Below are 17,680 nucleotides of genomic sequence, written 5' to 3'. Positions count from 1 at the left end.
TATCCGTAAATATTCATTTAAAAATAGATATTGCATCAAAATATGTCGCATGCCAAGGATCGAAAAATCTTCTCAATATTGAATTAATCTGAAGCGTTTTTTATGTTCTGAAGTTAATTCTTTTTCGAATCAGTAAAAATATGGAAAACTGATGAAAGTTCTGATCTTTAGCCGGAAAAATTAGTGGTGTGGGTTCGCAAGAAGTTAAGCCTGGCTTAGTGACGTGTTCTGAAGTTTATTTCGAGCGAACAAAAATGGGCATACGATTTACCCAAATTGTTGACAATCGCTTTGACAATGGAACTAAAGACGAACTTCAAATCATATTGGAAGAGCGGATCAAACAAATATCAGACAATTTGTGCAATTTAAGTGGCATTCAATTTTCATATGGAACTTTACGTTTTTTAGAATGGGAAGGTAAAGGTTCAGAGAAAGAAAGTTTTCAATGGCGAGCAGATTGTTTCCTCATTAAACCACGTTCAATTAAGTGGGATGATGTGTATGACGCCGTTAATAAGGTGAAAGCTGTCTATTTTGATGAACAACCAGATTGGCACATCAAAAATTTAATGGATGGATGCATCTCTTTGCTTCAATGAAAAGTCGAATATCGATGGTTTTGGTGGAGGAATAAATTCATCTACACCATCAACTAATCAACTGTAAGAAAAATAGTCTGTTCTGAGTATCTGAATAGATCCAATCAATCAATCGCCTCAATCGAGGCGATCATAAACCCATGGAGGGAAATTCTCTTCATGGAAATTTCCCTCTGTTATACGGAGAGAAGTAATGAAAATCAAGACAGCAGACTTAATAGGGCCACCACTCAATTGGGCAGTAGCAAAGTGCGAACTGCAACATTTGCAAAATAATGGCGACCGCGTAAAAGAGTGGGTGCTTGAACAGCACGCTCAAGGATTGCACAAACCCGACTACTCCGAAGATTGGATGCTAATGGGGCCGATCATACAGCGTGAAGAGATCAGCTTAAATCGAGATAACGAAACAAGTTATAGTTGGGCTGCTTGGACTCCTGCACCTTTGAGGGATGAGTCAGAGGCATTTGGTTACGGCAATTTACCACTCATCGCCGCATGCCGTTGTTGCGTAGAGTCGATTCTAGGTGATGAAGTAGAAGTACCCGATTGCCTTATAGAGAGCAATGATTTTACTGGCAAAAGCAAGATTGAGATATTGCGTTCCTTTGGCTACGAAGTGACTAAAGTCGACGCTAAATTCAAATCATACATCGTTGAAGACTCCGAAGCTTTTTCAATCATCACCGAGACTGAAGATGAAGCAATTGATGAAGCATATCAATTCCTGATGGACGAAGTTGACCCTGATTTAGGTTATATTTTTCCGTCATTCTAATCCCACTAAACCACCTCGCCTCGCGGCCAGGTGGTTTTTTTCGTCTATTGGTTTTCGGTTTGCTGGCGTGCGGGCGGGCCGGTACCAGGCTAGAGGTTGTTTTTCCGGCTTTTCCGGGAACGTGGCTAAAACACTCGTGATACCATAGAAAAAGAGTCTTTGTGATTCTCACTCTGAACGCAATTTCAATTCATCTTATTCAGAGGATCACATGGCGCAAGCAACCACACTCAAGCCTGGTCAAATCAGGCACCTTCTACGTGTTACAAACGAAACCAGTAGGCATCCAGAATTGGATCACATTATGCCGTATTTGGAGGTTCAGCCTGATAAACTTAAAGAGATGTTTGCTGAAGTAATTTAAAATGAAAATCCTACTTGAGTGATACTTAAAGTCCTACTATAATAATACTTATGATTCAGTTGGAGGTAATATGTTACAGACTTTAAGACGTGCTGGCGGTTCGCTGGTGATGACAGTTCCAAAGGCTTTTATTGAGCAAAATCACTTGCAAGATGGTTCGCAAGTAGAGCTTTCATTAGAAGGCAATAGGATGACTATTGATGCGCCCACAAAGAAACGATATAAATTGGAAGATTTAATGGCTGAAATGCCAGCGGGGAAACTGCCAATGGTCGAAGGATGGGATAACCTAGTTCCAGTTGGCAGGGAGTGTTTCTAGTGGCAGCATATGTTCCAAACCGTGGCGATATTGTGCATTTGCTGTTTGATCCAGCCTCCGGTCAAGAAATGAAGGGCAATCACTTCGGGCTTGTCATTAGCCAGAAGGCTTTCAATGCGCGAGGCCTGGCGATGATTTGTCCGATTTCGCAAGGTGCGGCGGATACTGCCAGAACACACGGCACAGTGGTTACATTGATGGGCTTAGGGCTGGACACGCAAGGCGCTGTTCACTGCCATCAAATGAAGTCGCTGGACTGGAAGATTCGCAAGGCGAAGTTTAAAGAGATTGTGCCGCTAGATATTGTGGATGATGTGGCGGCTCGTATTGAAGCAATTATTTTTGAATGAAGGAAAAATTCATGAGGCAAAGCCTGACCAATTTCAGAGATTCCAAGGAGCAGATGCTGGCCGCTATCGACATATTCGAGGCATCGCTAAACGGTATGTCACACCGAAGAATATCCGTGGACTTCGGTGTGAGTGTATCGAAGGTAACGCTGCGGCTGGAAACCATACGACGAATGGTGCTCAAGAGGATGCCCCTTGATGTTGAGCTTCCTGTGCGTTGGAAGGAGGCCCTTGAGGAACATGTCGCGGAGATACGGGGTGCTCTTGCACTCGTGCGGGCAGATGTCGGAAATGGAGTTGAGACGGCTCCGGTCGAACGTAAGAGTGATCGCGAAGAGTACCCATATTTGCTGTACCACCCAGACTCGGAAGTGCCTATAACTGTGTTCAAATCGTGGGCTGAAGCTATCACCGCGCAGAAGATCGCTAATGCCACGCGGTCTGGACACAAGGCTCAGCGGAGATAGCTTCAACATTTAAGGCTCGGCTTCTAGGATACATTACGCCCTGCTGGCTAGTTGACAAATGCAGAAATATGCAAGATGTTGCGGTTGACAAATCTAATTTTTTGCAAGAATACGCTTGACTGGCGTAACCAGTCACCAAAGCAAGATGTACTTGCATTAGAGCCACCGCGAAAGCGCTGTATGGCAGGGAATGTTAGTCGAGTATGTCTTGCTGTGGTGAGTGCCGAGTGATGATCGGCTAAACGTAGATAAAGTATGGCAAATGGGATTGTCCCGTTGTCTCGAATGGTTTGCTTCCAAATGACCTGAGACGAAATTTATCAGCAGGGTTCATCGCCTACCGCCACTTCACATTTAGTAAAGGGAAAAGATTCGTGATGGCGAACATGAGAAATATTGCTGGCAACGACGTGTCGATCTTCCTGTTCCGTTTTGAACAGAATCCACACGGTATTGACTTCGTGCTGAATGAAGCTATTGCCGAAGACATGCAGCCCGACATCGACGCAAAGCTTGCGCCGCTTGTTCACGCTTGTGGTCATTCACTGATGCGCCACAAGCACCAGAGCATAGGCAACATAATCATGGACGGCAATATCCTGACGACTGGTCAGTTCGAAGTAATGTTAAGTACCGGCCTTGGACGATTCTTTGAAGACGATGAAAAGGCTCGGTTATTTCAAAATGCGAAGAATATCGGCGACCTTCTATCTGAAGTCATGGAAAGAGGCTCTAGTAACTGAATATTAGACGTAAAGGAATAATGATGCTACCGAATTCTTATATTGAAGCGTTGCGTGCCCTGAAAGATCAGGCATTAGCTGCAAGCGTACAACTTGAGCAACAAAGTCAAAATAATGAAAGAGAATTGGAGGATGCCCAGCGACGCATGACCAAGTATCCATTTGAAGTTAAGCACATCTTGCTTAAGGTAATGGAATCAACAGATGAATCACTGACAATTGAGTCAATCGACGAAGCGCGTCTTGAAATTGAACTTGCGTATGTACTTGGCATGGATGCTGCTGCCAATGTCGGCCACTAATAGATCGGAAAAATGGTGAGCAATAAAGGTCAGCCCTATAAACAAACGTTTAGAGCCGATTTGCTGATTGAGCCTTTGCTTAAAACTATTTGGAGTGCTGGAATAGAAAGCCGTGGTTCCTGTCATGGACATTTGCGCGATGGTAAATTTTCTAATCCGTACATCAGTATTTTTTATAGTTTAGAGTCCATTAAATTTATACGTGAAATTGAGAGGTATAAGTTTTTTCTGTTTTTGAAGTGGGAAACAATTGTTTGTTCCGATGATGGTCAAAGATGGACAAACCTATTTGCTGCAATGTACAAGAGAGACATTCGGAATAAGCGAGTTTATCGAGCTGCTTTAATCTGGGACGTTTATGTTCTCTCATTTATCCGTTGCGCGTAAAACCTCGCCCTTCAGGGCGGGGATGTAAGCGCGGAAGGCGAAGCCTTCCTTGCCTTGAATTCTCGATTTAATGCGGCGTTTGCTGCTGCTCAATGTACTTGCGAATAACTGCAATCGGCGCACCCCCACAACTTCCGGCAAAGTAGCTGGGCGACCACAGCGCACCGCCCCAGAGTTTCTTGCGGATGTTCGGATAGTTTTTCTTCCGAATCATCAAGCTTGATATTCCCTTGAGACTGTTCACAAGCTTTGACACTGCCACTTTAGGCGGATAGTTCACCAGTAGGTGAACGTGGTCGTCCTCGCCGTCGAACTCAACAAGCTCCGATTCAAAGTCATTGCAGACACTGGAGAATATTGGTCGCAAGTCGTCAAGAATCTCTTTTGTGAATACGCCGCGTCGGTATTTTGTTACAAAGACCAGATGCACATGCATATTAAATACGCAGTGTCTTCCAGTCCTAATATCGTTGTTGTCTTCGCTCATAGACCAGAGTATGATCGAATCATGCAACGACTTCAAGCCTTTAAATACGAACTGATGCCAAACGGCGAACAGCAGCGCGATATGCGCCGATTCGCTGGTTCGTGTCGGTTCGTCTATAACAAGGCTTTAGCACTGCAAAAGCAGAACCACGAAGCCGGAATCAAGTACATCGGCTACGTGCCGATGGCAGCAAATCTACCAATCTGGAAGCGTGGACCTGATACGGCATGGCTCAAAGAAACGCCATCCCAAGCACTGCAACATGCTTTAAAGGACTTGGACAAAGCCTACACAAACTTCTTTGCTAAACGCGCCGATTTCCCGCGCTTTAAGCGCAAGGGCAGCGGCGATGCATTCCGCTACCCAGACCCGAAACAAATCAAACTCGACCAAGATAACGATCGCCTGTTTTTACCAAAGCTGGGCTGGATTCGCTACCGCAACAGCCGCGATGTTCTTGGTGAGGTCCGCAATGTCACCGTGAGTCAGTCGAGCGGAAAGTGGTTCGCGTCGATTCAGACGCAGCGTGAAGTTGAACAGCCATTACCCACGGCCACCACCGCCATTGGCATCGATGTCGGCATTGCCCGGTTCGCCACCATGAGCGATGGCAGCTTCGTCGCACCGATCAACAGTTTCAAGAAACACCAGCAACGCCTGGCTCGCTATCAGCGGCGCATGAGCCGCAAGGTGAAGTTCAGCAGCAACTGGAAAAAGGCGAAAGCCAAAGTCCAGAAGATTCATACCGGCATCGCCAATGCCCGAAAAGACTTCCTGCACAATACCACAACGACGATCAGCCAAAACCACGCGCTCGTATGCATTGAGGATTTGCAGGTACGGAACATGTCCAGGTCTTCCAAAGGCAATAGTGAAAAGCACGGCAAGATGGTCAAGCAGAAGTCTGGCCTAAACCGTTCCATCCTCGATCAGGGATGGGGCGAATTCAGGCGACAATTAGCGTATAAGGTGCAGTGGCACGGCGGCATGTTGCTTGCCGTTCCGCCGCACCACACAAGCCAGACGTGCCCAGCCTGCGGCCATATATCGAAAGACAATCGCCTCACACAAGCAAAATTCTTGTGTGTCGATTGCGGCTATGAAAATCACGCCGATGTGGTTGGCGCGATCAATATTTTAGAGCGGGGATACCGCTTGTTAGCCTGTGGAGAGTCGGTGCAGTCAGACCGCTCAGTGAAGCAGGAACCCGCCGAAGCGACTCGCAAATCATCGCGCAGCGCCGTAGGAATCCCCGTCCTTTAGGGCGGGGAGGATGTCAAAGCTAAACGATTAGTATTTAAAAATATCACATAGGAAAAATAGTGCCTAATTTTTTAAGCAAACTGCTTTGTAAGATGATCGGTCATGCATCACGAAAAAACATCCCGTACAAGGAAAGCGAATCGTTTCCAAGGTTTGATGGTAATGCCTCGCTGAGTCGAATTGAGTGGGAGTGTCCTCGCTGTCAAGAAACTGCATGGGCACTTATGATGCGACCTGATACTGTACATCGGTCACCCTCTTCGCACCGCATCGAACAGTAGGAAACCAAAAGGAAAATTGTGGAAACAAAATTGAATATTTCAAACGGGTTGACGATTGTGAAGACGTATGAAATCCCGATTGAAAACGAAGATCACGGCGGCGAAAAAGCTGTCTGTCTAAAAACCTCAAGTGGTGAGACGGCGTGGGGTTTTGGTAATGATTACCAACAAGCTGCCGATGATGCTGAAGCTGCATTCAATGGTCAGTTCTAACCGAGGAAAATTTTGAAAACTACAAGAACGCCACGCGGATTTGCAAAGATTGATTTCGTAGACAGATACGGAGCCGCTTGCAGCCTGCAAAAAAGCAGTCTTGCAACCGAAGATGCAGTTTGGCTTGGGGTTAATAACGCATCGCCTAAGATCAAGGCATCACAAGCTGCCGCGCACGGTCTTGATGCTGGCGACGGTACAGGCTGGGTCGAATTCCCGATACCGCAAGAGGTGTCACTTACCACTAAAATGCATTTGACTAAAGAGCAGGTTGTGGAGCTATTGCCGCACTTACAGCGTTTTGTTGAATCTGGCGAAATCTAGGAAGGACAAAAGCTATGACAACGATATCCTTAATTGCGAATGTATCCGAAAACTCGATAGGTGGTAAACGTACCACCTTAAATTGCATGTATTTATACGCAAAGCACAAGAAATCTCTGTTGAACTTGCAGGGAATCGGACTAGGTGAAGTTAAAGTTTAACCGAGGAATGTCATGAGCAACGACAATTCAAGTATCAAATTTAACGCCACTGCAAGCGCTGCCAATATCTTCGTACGCAGCGATGCAGATAACAAGCACACCCTGTGTATTGGTTCCAGTCGCCGTGGCCGCAGTATGCTGATCACGTCAGACGCTGCAAGTCGCAGTATCTCCTACGAAGAGGCAGAAAAACACTGGTTTCCAACCGAAGCAGAAAAACAAGCGAATTCTGATCGCGAGCAAATTGAACAAATTAAGTACGACCGGCGAACTGCAGCCGTGCGTGAAGCGTACTGGATGTCAACTGACCCGGAATCCGGCGAATTTGATTCTCTACATGATGTTCTGAACCACATCTGTGACCGCGTTCCAACCGATGAGCAAGTGCGTAGACTGTTCAACATGCTTCCATCAAAAGTGGTAGGCGATGGCATTAAGTGGGGCTTCACCGATACTGTGGTTGGAGATTCTATCCACGAGTTCGTACTCGAAAACAAGTTTGACGTAATGACGCACGTATTTGTCGATTAAGGTGAAGGAATAATAAAAAATGCTCAACAATAAACCGGTTCATTTTTCAGAACATGAATTTTATGAAGCTAACGATGCGATTTCCGAGACGGTGCGTCGAATGATTAATAAGGGTCAAACCAAAGACGAAGTTCAAAATGCTTCACTGGCTTCGCTTTGGAGTGCATGGAAGTTGTTGGTTGCTTCTAATTTTGGAAAATGGGAAACACCAGGAATGCTAGAGGTCGCACCAAAAGTGAAGAGGCTATTTTGAATCCAAAAATTCTCAAACGTAGACTTGCTTAATGCCAAAGGAAAAATGATGGCAACCGAACCGTACAGTTTTGAGTCTCCTGTTGAGACAGTCGTGTCAAAAAGGGTTCTTTATCGTCGCATCAGCGACGGCGAAGAATTTACGTTTATTTCAAAAAGCATATGGTGCTCCAATTCCGAGTTATTGGAATTTATCAGTTGAGCCGTAAGGTGTTTAGCTGTGGGTTCGTATTAAAACCTATTATTTAAAGACTGGGAGTCTAGATTGGAAAAATTAAAATGTTTATTAGTCATTTCAATGCTGGCAGTTACTATTTCCTCTTTTGGAAAAAGTAGCTCTTCGCATTCAATGAGTGGAGGATTCTCAGGCAGCACTAAATCTACTCCCGCGAAATCAGCACCATCAAATCCTTCTTCATCAAGCGCGACATCGACTAAACCTACAGGGTTTGGCTCTTTCGGAAACGCTACCAAATCCGAAAACGCATCAACCCAAAGTACATCAGGAACAACACCGAGTTCACAGCCCAAAACAAATCAATCAGCTCTTTCAATCGGACTAGATAAAAATGCCTCCCAAGCGAATGCATTAAAAACCTTAGATGCCCGAAATGCTGCTAAGACTGCTGCGCCCCTGTCAAGCAACGCCTCGGCTCAGCCTACTGGTTTTGGACGATCGTCCCAGGACAATAGCTTTACCCCATCCGCTGCTTTACCCTCGACCCCAACAGCGTCCTATCAAGCACCAGTAATCGTCCAAGTGCCTAGTTCGAATTATGGCAACAACGGCGGTTTCTCTTGGAGTAGTGGTTTGATGGGCTTTATGTTGGGCAGGTCAATGAATCACGATTCAGGATATTCACGCCAGAGAGATAACGACGTTTCCTTTGAAAAATCATCAGGGGGAAATATTTCTGCAAAAGGGCTATCTCCTGATAACGTAAGTCAGAGTTCCATTGGAACCGAACAACCTTCTTTTCTGATGAAGTTGTTTAGATTCTTATTTTGGCTATCAATGATCTTGCTACTGGTTTGGATTACATGGAAATTATTTTTTAAGAAGAAATTGTCGGCCGAAAAGACCAATCACTATTCGTTGAACTAATTCTGCGGAATTACTCTTTTTTAATTAAGGAAGATTATGGGCTGGACAGACTCATTGCGTTATTTTAAAGGCGCGGCTGCAAATCACGGTATCGACTCTCTAAAAAAGCAGCAGCGGTCTGATGACGGTTTGCCGCTAAAAGCCAAAATCGGATCACTTGTTCAACTACAAATATCCCCCTTCATCCGGGCGTCCGGAGCGGGTTCTCTAGTTAGTGGTCCAACTGAAGACGATACGGTGATACGGGCCATTGCACATGTAAAACTGGATTATCCAGGGGATATCTATCGTTACTATCTTTCAGTTGGTGATGATGGAGAAGAGTCAGAGAAATTTATCCAAGTAGTTCAAAATGATCAAGGCGACATCGTTGAACTGATGTACTGTTCCAGACTCGTCAGATTCATACCAGAAACAGTTGAAGATCAACAAGCGTTCACAGGAGAAAATGGTGAAGGGTTGGGACAAAAGACATATACGTTGTGGCGAGACCAACTCTCAGAGTACGGGTTTGCTGACACCGTTTTGACTCCGGTATTTGGGGATAACGAACAACTCGATTATATTCGCGACACCGGAGATGGAGATTATGTTCCTCCATTTAATGGATCAGAAATAAGAATTGATGATGCACAGGGAGTCCATGGCCAAGAACAGGACATTTGGTTTGTTCCGTATGTACGATCACTGTCTGACGGATCTCAAGAATTTTTGTTGATCACTACATCAGTTGTTAAAAGTCACGATGGCGACAACAGTAAGCGAAGCATCTTCGTTGATTTTATGGTGGGTATCTTAATCGAAAAAGAGCGCATCACTATTCAGTAGGTTTTGTATTAGTACACAATCACGACTAATATTTTGAAAGCTGCATGTGCAGCGATAACATAGAAACGGGAGCGAAAAATGAGTGGATGGGGATTAACAGCAAATTTGTTAAGTAAACATTTCAGTGCAGTGGGCGACAAACTTTCGGAAACAATCGCTGCATGGGATCCTGAGACTGCGACCGAAGCGGACCGTGATCGTCTAAATGAAACATTAATGGATACAGCTCAAAAGTTGGCGACAGCGCGCAACGCTTTTAATAAAGAACACGATGATGTCGTTAAGCTTCGCGCCCTGATAGCCAATGACGAAAAAGTCGCAGAATCTTTAGGCGATCGGTTGGCCGCCGGTTCCATTTCTGAATCTGCCGTATCAAAGTTTTGTGATGAATTAGAAGGAGAAAAAGCCCGCTTGCCACAAGAAATACAAGAAGAGGCTGATGCAAAAGAATATCTGGATCAGCTGCAGCAGGTCGTTGATGCATTTTCTAAAAGCTTGTCTGACTTTGATGCTCAAGCCAAAAAGAATATGCAAGTTCTTGCTTCAGCCCAAGCGCAAAAGGATTTGCAGGCGTTACGTTTACAGCGTCAGGCTGAACTCGATGGCTTGAACGGGATAGCCAGCCATTCATCGGCAATGGCTGCACTAACCAAGAAAGCACAAGCGGTAAGTAGTGAAGCTGCTGGTATGCGAATTGTTGCCGACATCAAGCAAAAACCATTAGATGACGCAAAAGAAATTGAAGATATTCGTCACTCTGTGTCAATGACAGGTGGTGCAACGGAATCGGTAGTTGATCGTCTCAAGCGTCTTTCGTCAAAAGCGTCTTAAGCCAAAAGCAAATTTAATGACCAAAAAGTGCTCCAGCGGAAATCCTTGCTGGAGCACTTTTTGTTAGTGGCCTACTTAAAAAGATATTGCAAAGATTTACCAAAGTTACGTAAGGGGGTCGATGAGAAACTTGTCTGTTCATTCGACGCATGCTTTGAATGATATTGTTCAGAACGGTCCTTGCCGGAATGTTGTTTATAAGGCGTAGGTTCAGGTAATTGCATTGTTGAATTTTTGATTGAGGATGGCAAATCAGGGAAAAGATCAAAGCCCACAATCCGCTCTAGCTCGGCGATGGAGACGACTTGATAGTCCATACCTGGCTTGTTATACGTCAAATACGCTGCCGCTTCATGTCTGGAAGGATCGACTATCGCTTTAAAGATGCGGGTCGGTATGACAACGCGGCCATTGAGCTTATTCGCTGTTGTATCAAAGATCGGTCCTGTGATGACATACAATCTTTCGCGCTGCGTTGCTAATTTTCTGGTGGCTGATTCAATACCTTCGTGCAGGTTTTGGTTATTATCCGAATTTTGCGGAATGATATTGGCAAGTGAAAACGATTCGAATTGAGCTGTGTAAGTGCTAAAGTCGCTGTTTGGACTCATGTGGCCCCGGTCGATTGAGTGGTCGATATCGACATTCTTTGTTGATCCTTTATAGTCTTTCAAGTAGGAGCGATCCGCATTGGGAATTTGCTCTTCTTCGTGAAAGCTATCCTGCCGTTTTAATTTGCGCGCCTCTTTAATACGGTTATTCGTTAGAAACTCAGCCGTCCAGAGCGGTGTTTTGGTCACGCCAGAGTACATCAAAGCATATTCCTCAAAACACAACGAAGTGGTACGTTCGTTAAAATGAGTAGTCGTCGCAACGGGTGCCTTGCCGTTAAAAAACTGTGTTGAACAATCCTTTGCATCGACGTTGGTAACCGCGGCAAATGCGGAGAATAATAGAAACGAATGAATCCATTTTTTAAACATATTAAATACCTATAAAAGTTATTGGAACAGTTCCAGTGTCCCATCAAAGGTATCGCTGTCAAGTTTCTAAAAATCCGATTTTGTTTGACGCAGGTAAAGCAGGGTAGGCCGATCCTGGCGCGTTAATCCATGTCAGATACTCTTGACCCTTACTCCTATGTTTTGAACTTCTCTCAGCCAGATCAGATGTAGCTGGTAACGCAGTGGAATCAAACACCTCACAATAAGTACGCGTGGGGGTATCCAATAATATAAATTCTGACCTTTGCAGATATTGGGTACTGCCATCGTGTGCTAAGGGCTTAATAAATTTTCTTTTAAGGGAACTTAGATAGGCTTCAAACAGCAATTCTTCCGATTTCTCAACGGGAACCATCTGAGTGCTGGTACTAATCCCATTGAGATGAAGAACAGACCACCATTCTTTTGTGCTGGGTTCTATACAAGCAATTGCAATGACATGACCTTCCTCTTTATTCAGTAGTTCTTGATAAAAGGGTTTGTCCTGCAGGAAGGCGTCAAGCTGATCTAGTTTGACGGCTATTCTCGGTAAGCCATGAAAATCTTTGAATTGGAGCATTTGGCGGCTTTTGTCCCGGCCATACGCTTTAAGCCGACCAATCACAAAGAGGCGAGTGTATTTTTTCTTTGCATGATCGAGTACGTGGTGATTATGTTCAAACGCCAATTTATCTCCGTTGGCCGATCCCACTAATAAATACTGATCAAGTGTTTCTCCCTCCTTGTTAATGACGATTTGCTTTGCCGCTTTAAGCAAATTAAAGGTTGCCTGATACCATTTACGATCTTGACCGCGATAAATGTTCAGGCCTGCCAAGCGCCAAAGCTTGAGAAGTAGGGTAACTTCATTGGCTCTGTCGCGTTTATTACCAGGGGCAGGTGGTTGCGTTTTCTTTAAAGCAATGGCCTGCATATTGCGTTCAATGATGTTGAGAGCAATCGACAAATAGGCGCGGCTTTGACCATTGGCCAGTTCTTCAAACGCAGGGAGATTGGTTGATGATTCTTGACTCTCAGTATCCTCACCAAAAAAATAGCAATCCGCGTCGTGATCCAACCCTGTCTCGGGCCATCTAGCAAGACCATAGTGCGGCACAACATTGTCTTTGTTGTAGCGTTTGACGACTAAAGGAATCTGTTTTCCAGTGCAACACAGACAAAAAGAGCGACCTTGCCGGTGCGCGATCTGAAGCGCTTCTTGAAGCCGATTACCACTCGACTGAGAAAATTGTGTTCCACCAATATCAACAAAAAATGTAAAAGCCTGAGACATCAAATACTCCTAATATGACCATCATTTTGACGTTGATTAAACGAACCCATGTCCGAAAAGACCATTTAATTGCTCTTCTTATCGTTTTTGATTCACGGGGCGTTTAATTTGTTGCAAATTTACGCAAGATTTGGTATTTTGTCAGACATCATAGTGAGGAAACTCACATCGTCAAGAGGCTAGCCCTCATTATTACTGGTCAGAACTATTCTGGTCATTCAAAAACCATTGGGAAACAATCATCCCGATGGGAGCATTGTTTCCCTTTTTTTCGTCTGAGGTGTTGGCGCGCACTCAAATTTGACCAGCCTTGCGCATTGAATATTGACCAGGCACTTAGTTACTGATCATATAATTTACTTTGGCATTTGTCGATGATTTAAGTAGCCATGTAAGTCTCCTTAGGTTTGGTTTGTTGTTGAACTTAAGTCTTTTCTTTTTCGGGTTTTGCGGAGCGCAGCGGAGCCACCCCTCATCAGTTAACAGAACAACCTAGATTTCATCTTCTGTCGTGCCTTGTATCTCTTGCGGTACTTCGATGTCGGCTTTGTTCATTTCTCTGATTTTCTCTCGTGATTTGATGCGCATTTTGGCGGTTGCGCTGCTGTGTTTGAATCGATAGGAATCATTGCCTGTTTCAATAATGTGGCAATGATGCGTGAGTCGATCTAATAGCGCCGTCGTTAATTTGGCGTCGCCAAACACGCTACTCTATTCTGAGAATGTTAGATTGGTGGTTATCACTACGCTGGTGCGCTCGTAGAGCTTGGACAGCAAGTGGAATAACAAAGCACCACCGGCTTGTGAGAATGGCAGATAGCCTAGTTCATCTAAGATCACCAAATCCATCTGCATTAAACTTAATGCCAAACGTCCTTGCTTGCCTGCCGCTTTTTCTAATTCCAGCGCGTTGACTAATTCAATGGTGGAGAAGAAACGTACACGTTTGCCGTGACGCGTAATTCCGGACACAGCTAGTGCTGTCGCCAGATGACTTTTACCTGTGCCCGTTCCACCAATGAGCACGACATTATGTGCAGCCTCAGTGAAGCTCAACGAAGCTAGCTGCTCAATGAGTTTCTGATCGACTTTGGATTGACTGAAATCGAAGTCCGCCAAACTACGGTGAATCGGAAACTTCGCCACATGCAGTTGATATCGGATAGAGCGCATACCACGATCCGTGGATTCAGCTTCCAGTAAATGCTGAATCAACCATTCCGATGCGCTGACAGACGCCGTGCTTTGCGCCGTTAAATCCGCATAGGCGATTGCCATGCCATACAACTTGAGGGTTTTAAGTTCTGTGATGATGTTAAACATGATTGATCTCCTGATGTAAGCTGTCATAGCGGCTAGCATCAGCCACGGGTTCTTCATTTAATTGCAAAGTGGTGACCACCGGATCTGGGCGCTCAACCTGATGTAATCGGACTAGTACATTGGTGATGTGTTCGACACTGGCAACGCCTGATTCCAGTACCAACTCAACAGCCACGATGACCGTTTCCAATCCATGATGTGGTATCGCAGCGAGGACTTGTGCCATGACCCGATCGCCGCCTGAACGTCGCATCAGAATCGCTTGTAGTTTGATGAGTGGTTCAGGCATCAACGCAAATGGAGCGCCATTCCGTAAGACACCTGGTTTCCGCTCTGCCAGCAGGATGTAGTGCTGCCAGTCATAGCAGGTTTGATCTCGCCCGAACACGCGCAGATGGTAAGCCACGCGCTCCTGATCTGCATAAATGGCGACCTGCTCGGAGTAGAGATGCACACTGACCATGTGATTGGCTAGGTAACAAGGTACCGAGTAACGATTACGGTGAACGTGGACTAAGCATGTGGAAGAGACCCGCGCCACTAACTCAACATAGCCATCAAACGGCGTTGGCATGGGCATCAGTTGGGCTTGCTCATGCTCAAGTACATCGGCGACCGTTAAGTCAGGGTAGTCTGGGTGGCGGCACTCGCTCCACAGCCGTTTGCACTGCACGGCCAACCAAGCATTGAGTTCGGCAAAGCTGCCGAAACGTTCCTGCCTAGCCTCATGCCAAACACGGCGGCGACTATCCTGTACATTCTTCTCAACAATCCCTTTCTCCCAGCCAGAGGCGACATTACAGAAGTCAGGATCAAACAGGTAATGCGCCGTCATTGCAAAAAAGCGCGCATTGACGATACGTCCTTTACCCTTCATGACTTTGTCTACCGCCGTCTTCATATTGTCGTAGATCCCGCGTCGGGCAATCCCACCCATGGCGGTGAAGGCACGGGTATGGGCATCGAATAGGCGTTGGTGCACTTCAAACTCGAAAAGCGGTGATGTTACGATGCGGCCTCAATTTTACTGATCGCCCCGATGCCCAACAAACACAACGACGATCGCCGTCATCATATACCTAAGATGTCGTTCAAGGTTCAGAATTGGCCGGAATATGAAGCAGGATTACGGCGGCGCGGTAGCCTGACGTTGTGGATTGAAGACGCAGCATTAGATCAGTGGCAAAGCGTAGGGCCAAATGGTCAGGCTCGCTATCGGGATAGCGCCATTGAGACGAGTCTGATGCTGCGCTCCGCCTTCAAAATGGCCCTGCGACAAACCGAAGGGTTAATGGCTTCCGTGCTGACACTGATGAACCTGACAATCACGGCACCGGATCACACCACGGTCAGCAGACGGGCGGTCGGACTGACGGTAACGAAGTCACCATCCGCACCAAAGGGGCCACTCCATGTGCTCATCGACAGCACAGGTTTGCAGGTCTTTGGGGCAGGACAATGGCTGGAAGAAAAACATGGCGCGAAGTCGCGCCGTAGCTGGCGCAAACTACATCTGGCCGTCGATGTCGATGCAGGCATGATTGTCGCGCAGATCCTCACCGATCAGCATACGGATGACCCATCTCAAGTGGGGCCACTACTGGATCAGGTCGACGAACAAATCGACAAAGTCACTGCCGATGGTGCCTATGATGGCGCGCCCACTTATCAAACGATCGCGCAATATGGTGACGATATTGCGGTGGTTATCCCACCCCGTAAAACCGCCGTTCCTGGTACTCAATCGCGTTCGCCAAGTCAGCGTAATCGCCATCTTGACATGATCAATACAGAGGGTCGGTTGGCTTGGCAAGAAGCCACTGGTTATGGACAGCGTGCTTTGGTCGAAACGACCATGGGACGCTATAAATCGATCATCGGTCCTCGACTGCGTGCGCGCAGATTCGAAGCGCAAAAAACCGAGGCCGCCGTCGGTGTTGCTGTGTTAAATCGCATGCTCGCTGCTGGACGCCCAAACTCCGTCCGTAGTCAGAAAGTTCCTGCATAAATGATCGGAGTTGGGGTACTTTTTACTTCAACTTTTAAGTGCACCAACGCCGAGATCAACGCTTCCATGGAAATACCTATGGTGGTATGTCAGATCAAGTACCTCAATAATATCGTGGAACAAGACCATCGTGCAGTGAAACGGATAACAAAACCAATGCTCGGATTCAAATCGTTCCGATCAGCCAAAAGCATCCTGGTTGGTATCGAACTCATGCACATGATTCGCAAGGGTCAACTCATGATGGAAGGTGCAGATGATCTGTCTTTTGCCGACCAATTTTATGCTTTGGCAGGAAAAATCCGCTCTGTTTAATGATAGGCGGAATCCGTCTGCCAAGACTCCGTCTTGGGTTCGCTATTGCGACAGAACCCTGCGTAAAGCCCATATAAACGACGATTTTCTTAAACAACGACTGGTTTAGCCGACAGTAAGGCCGCGCTGTTGTCACGAATGACCGCTGTCATGGCTTGCCCTAGCCGCTGCTCGATCACTGGCTTCCATGGAGCTACGGTCTGAATAGTTTATCAATTGCTAACATAATTTAACAATATTTAATAGTTAGTGATTTCCACATACATTATTTTTTACCAACGATATAAAATCTACAACTCTAACCCACTCAATATTGGACAAAACCAAGGAGAAATGATGCAGCAACAGTTATTGAGCTATATGAACGAACTGGCAGACCATCCAGTCTTCACCAACGACTATTTCAAACTTTTGAAAGAAACCAAGTTAACGCCGACACTGTTTGCGATTCATCGGGCGAATTTTTTCTATCGGACGATGGCTACTGTAATCGGCATCGCCCACATCTGCGGCCACGCGGCGAAAGAACACGACCAAGACACTCTAATCTTGTTTTCGTATATTCTCAACGAGGAATGCGGTGATGGTAAAAAATCGCATTGCCACGAGTTACTTATGGAAAATTCGCATAATCTGTATGGTCAGTTCGAGTTTGACCTGCCTGCGTTGAAAGTCAGGGACTTGGAAGGTCGCCGCGATGGCACGCGCAACGATAAAGCATTCGCGCTGGTGATAGAAGAAACTAAGGATTACCGCTCCAAAGTAAACCAATTGCTGGGAATGAATTATCGAACAATGTTGGGAGTTGCGTACGCCCTTGAAACTCACGCGAGCATCATGCTTACGCATTTCCGTGACGCGTTCGGTGCCAGCCGCCACAATTTGGATCAAAAACGCTACACCCATGACGTCGAGGTTTATTTCAATTGCCATCTCGATAGCGGTGTCGAGGATCGCCACGCCGCAGATGCGCAGCAATGTGTTCTGAATAACTGCTCGTCGGAAGCCGACCTAGCCGATATTATCTATGGTATCGACCAAACGCTAAAGATCCAGCATCACATGTGGAACGGTATGTATCGCCACGCCGCGCAGCTTGCCAATTAAACACCATGGAATGGCCACGTGCGCGGCGAATTGTCTTGCGCCGCGGATGTCTAATGGCCTCT

General features: G+C 46.0%; 23 protein-coding genes and 3 pseudogenes. 21 read left to right on the top strand and 5 right to left on the bottom strand.

What is annotated here, in order from left to right; all coding sequences use genetic code 11:
- Positions 1-188: 188 nt before the first annotated feature.
- From RGU72_RS21085 to RGU72_RS21045, 9 genes are all read left to right on the top strand, one after another.
- Entirely contained in the window at positions 189-602 is a 414-nt protein-coding gene (locus RGU72_RS21085) for a hypothetical protein (RefSeq protein ID WP_322121792.1), read from the top strand.
- A 193-nt stretch (positions 603-795) separates the two neighbouring features.
- Positions 796-1,380, top strand: a complete 585-nt coding sequence (locus RGU72_RS21080; protein ID WP_322121791.1) for a phage protein NinX family protein — start codon at positions 796-798, stop codon at positions 1,378-1,380.
- Between the two features lie 211 nt (positions 1,381-1,591).
- On the top strand, positions 1,592-1,744 hold the full coding sequence (locus RGU72_RS21075; RefSeq protein WP_322121790.1) for a hypothetical protein: 153 nt from the start codon (positions 1,592-1,594) through the stop codon (positions 1,742-1,744).
- Positions 1,745-1,814: 70 nt separating this feature from the next.
- Complete coding sequence (locus tag RGU72_RS21070; protein ID WP_322121789.1) at positions 1,815-2,063, top strand: AbrB/MazE/SpoVT family DNA-binding domain-containing protein; 249 nt, start codon at positions 1,815-1,817, stop codon at positions 2,061-2,063.
- The gene (locus tag RGU72_RS21065) at positions 2,063-2,413 is read left to right on the top strand and encodes a type II toxin-antitoxin system PemK/MazF family toxin (protein ID WP_322121788.1); all 351 of its coding nucleotides are present in this window, start codon (positions 2,063-2,065) and stop codon (positions 2,411-2,413) included. The genes RGU72_RS21070 and RGU72_RS21065 overlap by 1 nt, the downstream gene beginning before the upstream one ends.
- Positions 2,410-2,880: a hypothetical protein gene (locus tag RGU72_RS21060; RefSeq protein ID WP_322121787.1), complete on the top strand. Its 471-nt coding sequence runs from the start codon at positions 2,410-2,412 to the stop codon at positions 2,878-2,880. Before RGU72_RS21065 ends, RGU72_RS21060 begins: the two co-directional genes overlap by 4 nt.
- A 377-nt stretch (positions 2,881-3,257) precedes the next feature.
- On the top strand, positions 3,258-3,623 hold the full coding sequence (locus tag RGU72_RS21055; RefSeq protein WP_322121786.1) for a hypothetical protein: 366 nt from the start codon (positions 3,258-3,260) through the stop codon (positions 3,621-3,623).
- Positions 3,624-3,646: 23 nt separating this feature from the next.
- A complete protein-coding gene (locus tag RGU72_RS21050) occupies positions 3,647-3,925 on the top strand; it encodes a hypothetical protein (RefSeq protein ID WP_322121785.1) in 279 nt (92 codons plus the stop codon).
- A 15-nt stretch (positions 3,926-3,940) separates the two neighbouring features.
- A complete protein-coding gene (locus RGU72_RS21045; protein ID WP_322121784.1) occupies positions 3,941-4,312 on the top strand; it encodes a hypothetical protein in 372 nt (123 codons plus the stop codon).
- Between the two features lie 67 nt (positions 4,313-4,379).
- Here RGU72_RS21045 and tnpA read toward each other — a convergent pair whose 3' ends face one another.
- A complete protein-coding gene (gene tnpA / locus RGU72_RS21040) occupies positions 4,380-4,799 on the bottom strand; it encodes an IS200/IS605 family transposase (RefSeq protein WP_322121783.1) in 420 nt (139 codons plus the stop codon).
- A gap of 21 nt (positions 4,800-4,820) precedes the next feature.
- On the opposite strand from tnpA, the gene RGU72_RS21035 reads away from it, so the two are divergent.
- The 9 genes from RGU72_RS21035 to RGU72_RS20995 all read left to right on the top strand — a co-directional run bounded on the left by RGU72_RS21035 (position 4,821) and on the right by RGU72_RS20995 (position 10,588).
- Complete coding sequence (locus RGU72_RS21035) at positions 4,821-6,062, top strand: transposase (protein ID WP_322121782.1); 1,242 nt, start codon at positions 4,821-4,823, stop codon at positions 6,060-6,062.
- Positions 6,063-6,373: 311 nt separating this feature from the next.
- Entirely contained in the window at positions 6,374-6,556 is a 183-nt protein-coding gene (locus RGU72_RS21030) for a hypothetical protein (protein ID WP_322121781.1), read from the top strand.
- 12 nt (positions 6,557-6,568) lie between these two features.
- Positions 6,569-6,880, top strand: coding sequence for a hypothetical protein (locus RGU72_RS21025; RefSeq protein ID WP_322121780.1), 312 nt, complete (start codon positions 6,569-6,571; stop codon positions 6,878-6,880).
- Between the two features lie 14 nt (positions 6,881-6,894).
- On the top strand, positions 6,895-7,041 hold the full coding sequence (locus RGU72_RS21020; protein ID WP_322121779.1) for a hypothetical protein: 147 nt from the start codon (positions 6,895-6,897) through the stop codon (positions 7,039-7,041).
- Between the two features lie 12 nt (positions 7,042-7,053).
- Positions 7,054-7,572: a hypothetical protein gene (locus RGU72_RS21015; protein ID WP_322121778.1), complete on the top strand. Its 519-nt coding sequence runs from the start codon at positions 7,054-7,056 to the stop codon at positions 7,570-7,572.
- A 19-nt stretch (positions 7,573-7,591) separates the two neighbouring features.
- Positions 7,592-7,825: a hypothetical protein gene (locus RGU72_RS21010; RefSeq protein ID WP_322121777.1), complete on the top strand. Its 234-nt coding sequence runs from the start codon at positions 7,592-7,594 to the stop codon at positions 7,823-7,825.
- A 264-nt stretch (positions 7,826-8,089) separates the two neighbouring features.
- The gene (locus RGU72_RS21005) at positions 8,090-8,929 is read left to right on the top strand and encodes a hypothetical protein (RefSeq protein ID WP_322121776.1); all 840 of its coding nucleotides are present in this window, start codon (positions 8,090-8,092) and stop codon (positions 8,927-8,929) included.
- Between the two features lie 36 nt (positions 8,930-8,965).
- Positions 8,966-9,757 carry a DUF2491 family protein gene (locus tag RGU72_RS21000; RefSeq protein ID WP_322121775.1) on the top strand — a complete coding sequence of 264 codons (792 nt, stop codon included), beginning with the start codon at positions 8,966-8,968 and terminating at the stop codon, positions 9,755-9,757.
- A 78-nt stretch (positions 9,758-9,835) separates the two neighbouring features.
- Positions 9,836-10,588, top strand: coding sequence for a hypothetical protein (locus RGU72_RS20995; protein WP_322121774.1), 753 nt, complete (start codon positions 9,836-9,838; stop codon positions 10,586-10,588).
- A 71-nt stretch (positions 10,589-10,659) separates the two neighbouring features.
- On the opposite strand, the gene RGU72_RS20990 is transcribed toward RGU72_RS20995, so the two are convergent.
- The 4 genes and pseudogenes from RGU72_RS20990 to RGU72_RS20975 form a co-directional block, all read right to left on the bottom strand.
- The gene (locus RGU72_RS20990; RefSeq protein ID WP_322121773.1) at positions 10,660-11,571 is read right to left on the bottom strand and encodes a DNA/RNA non-specific endonuclease; all 912 of its coding nucleotides are present in this window, start codon (positions 11,569-11,571) and stop codon (positions 10,660-10,662) included.
- A gap of 58 nt (positions 11,572-11,629) precedes the next feature.
- Positions 11,630-12,865: a DUF1173 family protein gene (locus tag RGU72_RS20985; RefSeq protein WP_322121839.1), complete on the bottom strand. Its 1,236-nt coding sequence runs from the start codon at positions 12,863-12,865 to the stop codon at positions 11,630-11,632.
- Positions 12,866-13,357: 492 nt separating this feature from the next.
- Positions 13,358-14,188: pseudogene (istB, locus tag RGU72_RS20980) on the bottom strand (IS21-like element helper ATPase IstB).
- Positions 14,181-15,167 (bottom strand): annotated as a pseudogene (locus RGU72_RS20975) (Mu transposase domain-containing protein); the annotation flags it as partial. The pseudogenes istB and RGU72_RS20975, both read right to left, overlap by 8 nt.
- A gap of 60 nt (positions 15,168-15,227) precedes the next feature.
- On the opposite strand from RGU72_RS20975, the gene RGU72_RS20970 reads away from it, so the two are divergent.
- From RGU72_RS20970 to RGU72_RS20960, 3 genes and pseudogenes are all read left to right on the top strand, one after another.
- Positions 15,228-16,196, top strand: coding sequence for an IS5 family transposase (locus RGU72_RS20970; protein ID WP_322121753.1), 969 nt, complete (start codon positions 15,228-15,230; stop codon positions 16,194-16,196).
- Between the two features lie 87 nt (positions 16,197-16,283).
- Positions 16,284-16,511: pseudogene (locus tag RGU72_RS20965) on the top strand (DDE-type integrase/transposase/recombinase); the annotation flags it as partial.
- A 336-nt stretch (positions 16,512-16,847) separates the two neighbouring features.
- Positions 16,848-17,618: an iron-containing redox enzyme family protein gene (locus RGU72_RS20960; RefSeq protein ID WP_322121772.1), complete on the top strand. Its 771-nt coding sequence runs from the start codon at positions 16,848-16,850 to the stop codon at positions 17,616-17,618.
- Positions 17,619-17,680: the final 62 nt, after the last annotated feature.

This window comes from Undibacterium sp. 5I1 (assembly GCF_034314085.1).
Classification (GTDB): Bacteria; Pseudomonadota; Gammaproteobacteria; order Burkholderiales; family Burkholderiaceae_D; genus Undibacterium.
The sequence above is the reverse complement of the archived record's forward strand: the minus strand, read 5'-3'. Positions and strand labels throughout refer to the sequence as shown.

Bases quoted from the DNA above. Each gene is read 5' to 3' on its own strand.
- RGU72_RS21080 (WP_322121791.1), top strand. From the start codon at position 796: ATGAAAATCAAGACAGCAGACTTAATAGGGCCACCACTCAATTGGGCA.
- RGU72_RS21075 (WP_322121790.1), top strand. From the start codon at position 1,592: ATGGCGCAAGCAACCACACTCAAGCCTGGTCAAATCAGGCACCTTCTA.
- RGU72_RS21070 (WP_322121789.1), top strand. From the start codon at position 1,815: ATGTTACAGACTTTAAGACGTGCTGGCGGTTCGCTGGTGATGACAGTT.
- RGU72_RS21060 (WP_322121787.1), top strand. From the start codon at position 2,410: ATGAAGGAAAAATTCATGAGGCAAAGCCTGACCAATTTCAGAGATTCC.
- RGU72_RS21055 (WP_322121786.1), top strand. From the start codon at position 3,258: ATGGCGAACATGAGAAATATTGCTGGCAACGACGTGTCGATCTTCCTG.
- RGU72_RS21050 (WP_322121785.1), top strand. From the start codon at position 3,647: ATGCTACCGAATTCTTATATTGAAGCGTTGCGTGCCCTGAAAGATCAG.
- tnpA (WP_322121783.1), bottom strand. From the start codon at position 4,799: ATGAGCGAAGACAACAACGATATTAGGACTGGAAGACACTGCGTATTT.
- RGU72_RS21035 (WP_322121782.1), top strand. From the start codon at position 4,821: ATGCAACGACTTCAAGCCTTTAAATACGAACTGATGCCAAACGGCGAA.
- RGU72_RS21020 (WP_322121779.1), top strand. From the start codon at position 6,895: ATGACAACGATATCCTTAATTGCGAATGTATCCGAAAACTCGATAGGT.
- RGU72_RS21015 (WP_322121778.1), top strand. From the start codon at position 7,054: ATGAGCAACGACAATTCAAGTATCAAATTTAACGCCACTGCAAGCGCT.
- RGU72_RS21010 (WP_322121777.1), top strand. From the start codon at position 7,592: ATGCTCAACAATAAACCGGTTCATTTTTCAGAACATGAATTTTATGAA.
- RGU72_RS21000 (WP_322121775.1), top strand. From the start codon at position 8,966: ATGGGCTGGACAGACTCATTGCGTTATTTTAAAGGCGCGGCTGCAAAT.
- RGU72_RS20995 (WP_322121774.1), top strand. From the start codon at position 9,836: ATGAGTGGATGGGGATTAACAGCAAATTTGTTAAGTAAACATTTCAGT.
- RGU72_RS20990 (WP_322121773.1), bottom strand. From the start codon at position 11,571: ATGTTTAAAAAATGGATTCATTCGTTTCTATTATTCTCCGCATTTGCC.
- RGU72_RS20985 (WP_322121839.1), bottom strand. From the start codon at position 12,865: ATGTCTCAGGCTTTTACATTTTTTGTTGATATTGGTGGAACACAATTT.
- RGU72_RS20970 (WP_322121753.1), top strand. From the start codon at position 15,228: ATGCCCAACAAACACAACGACGATCGCCGTCATCATATACCTAAGATG.
- RGU72_RS20960 (WP_322121772.1), top strand. From the start codon at position 16,848: ATGCAGCAACAGTTATTGAGCTATATGAACGAACTGGCAGACCATCCA.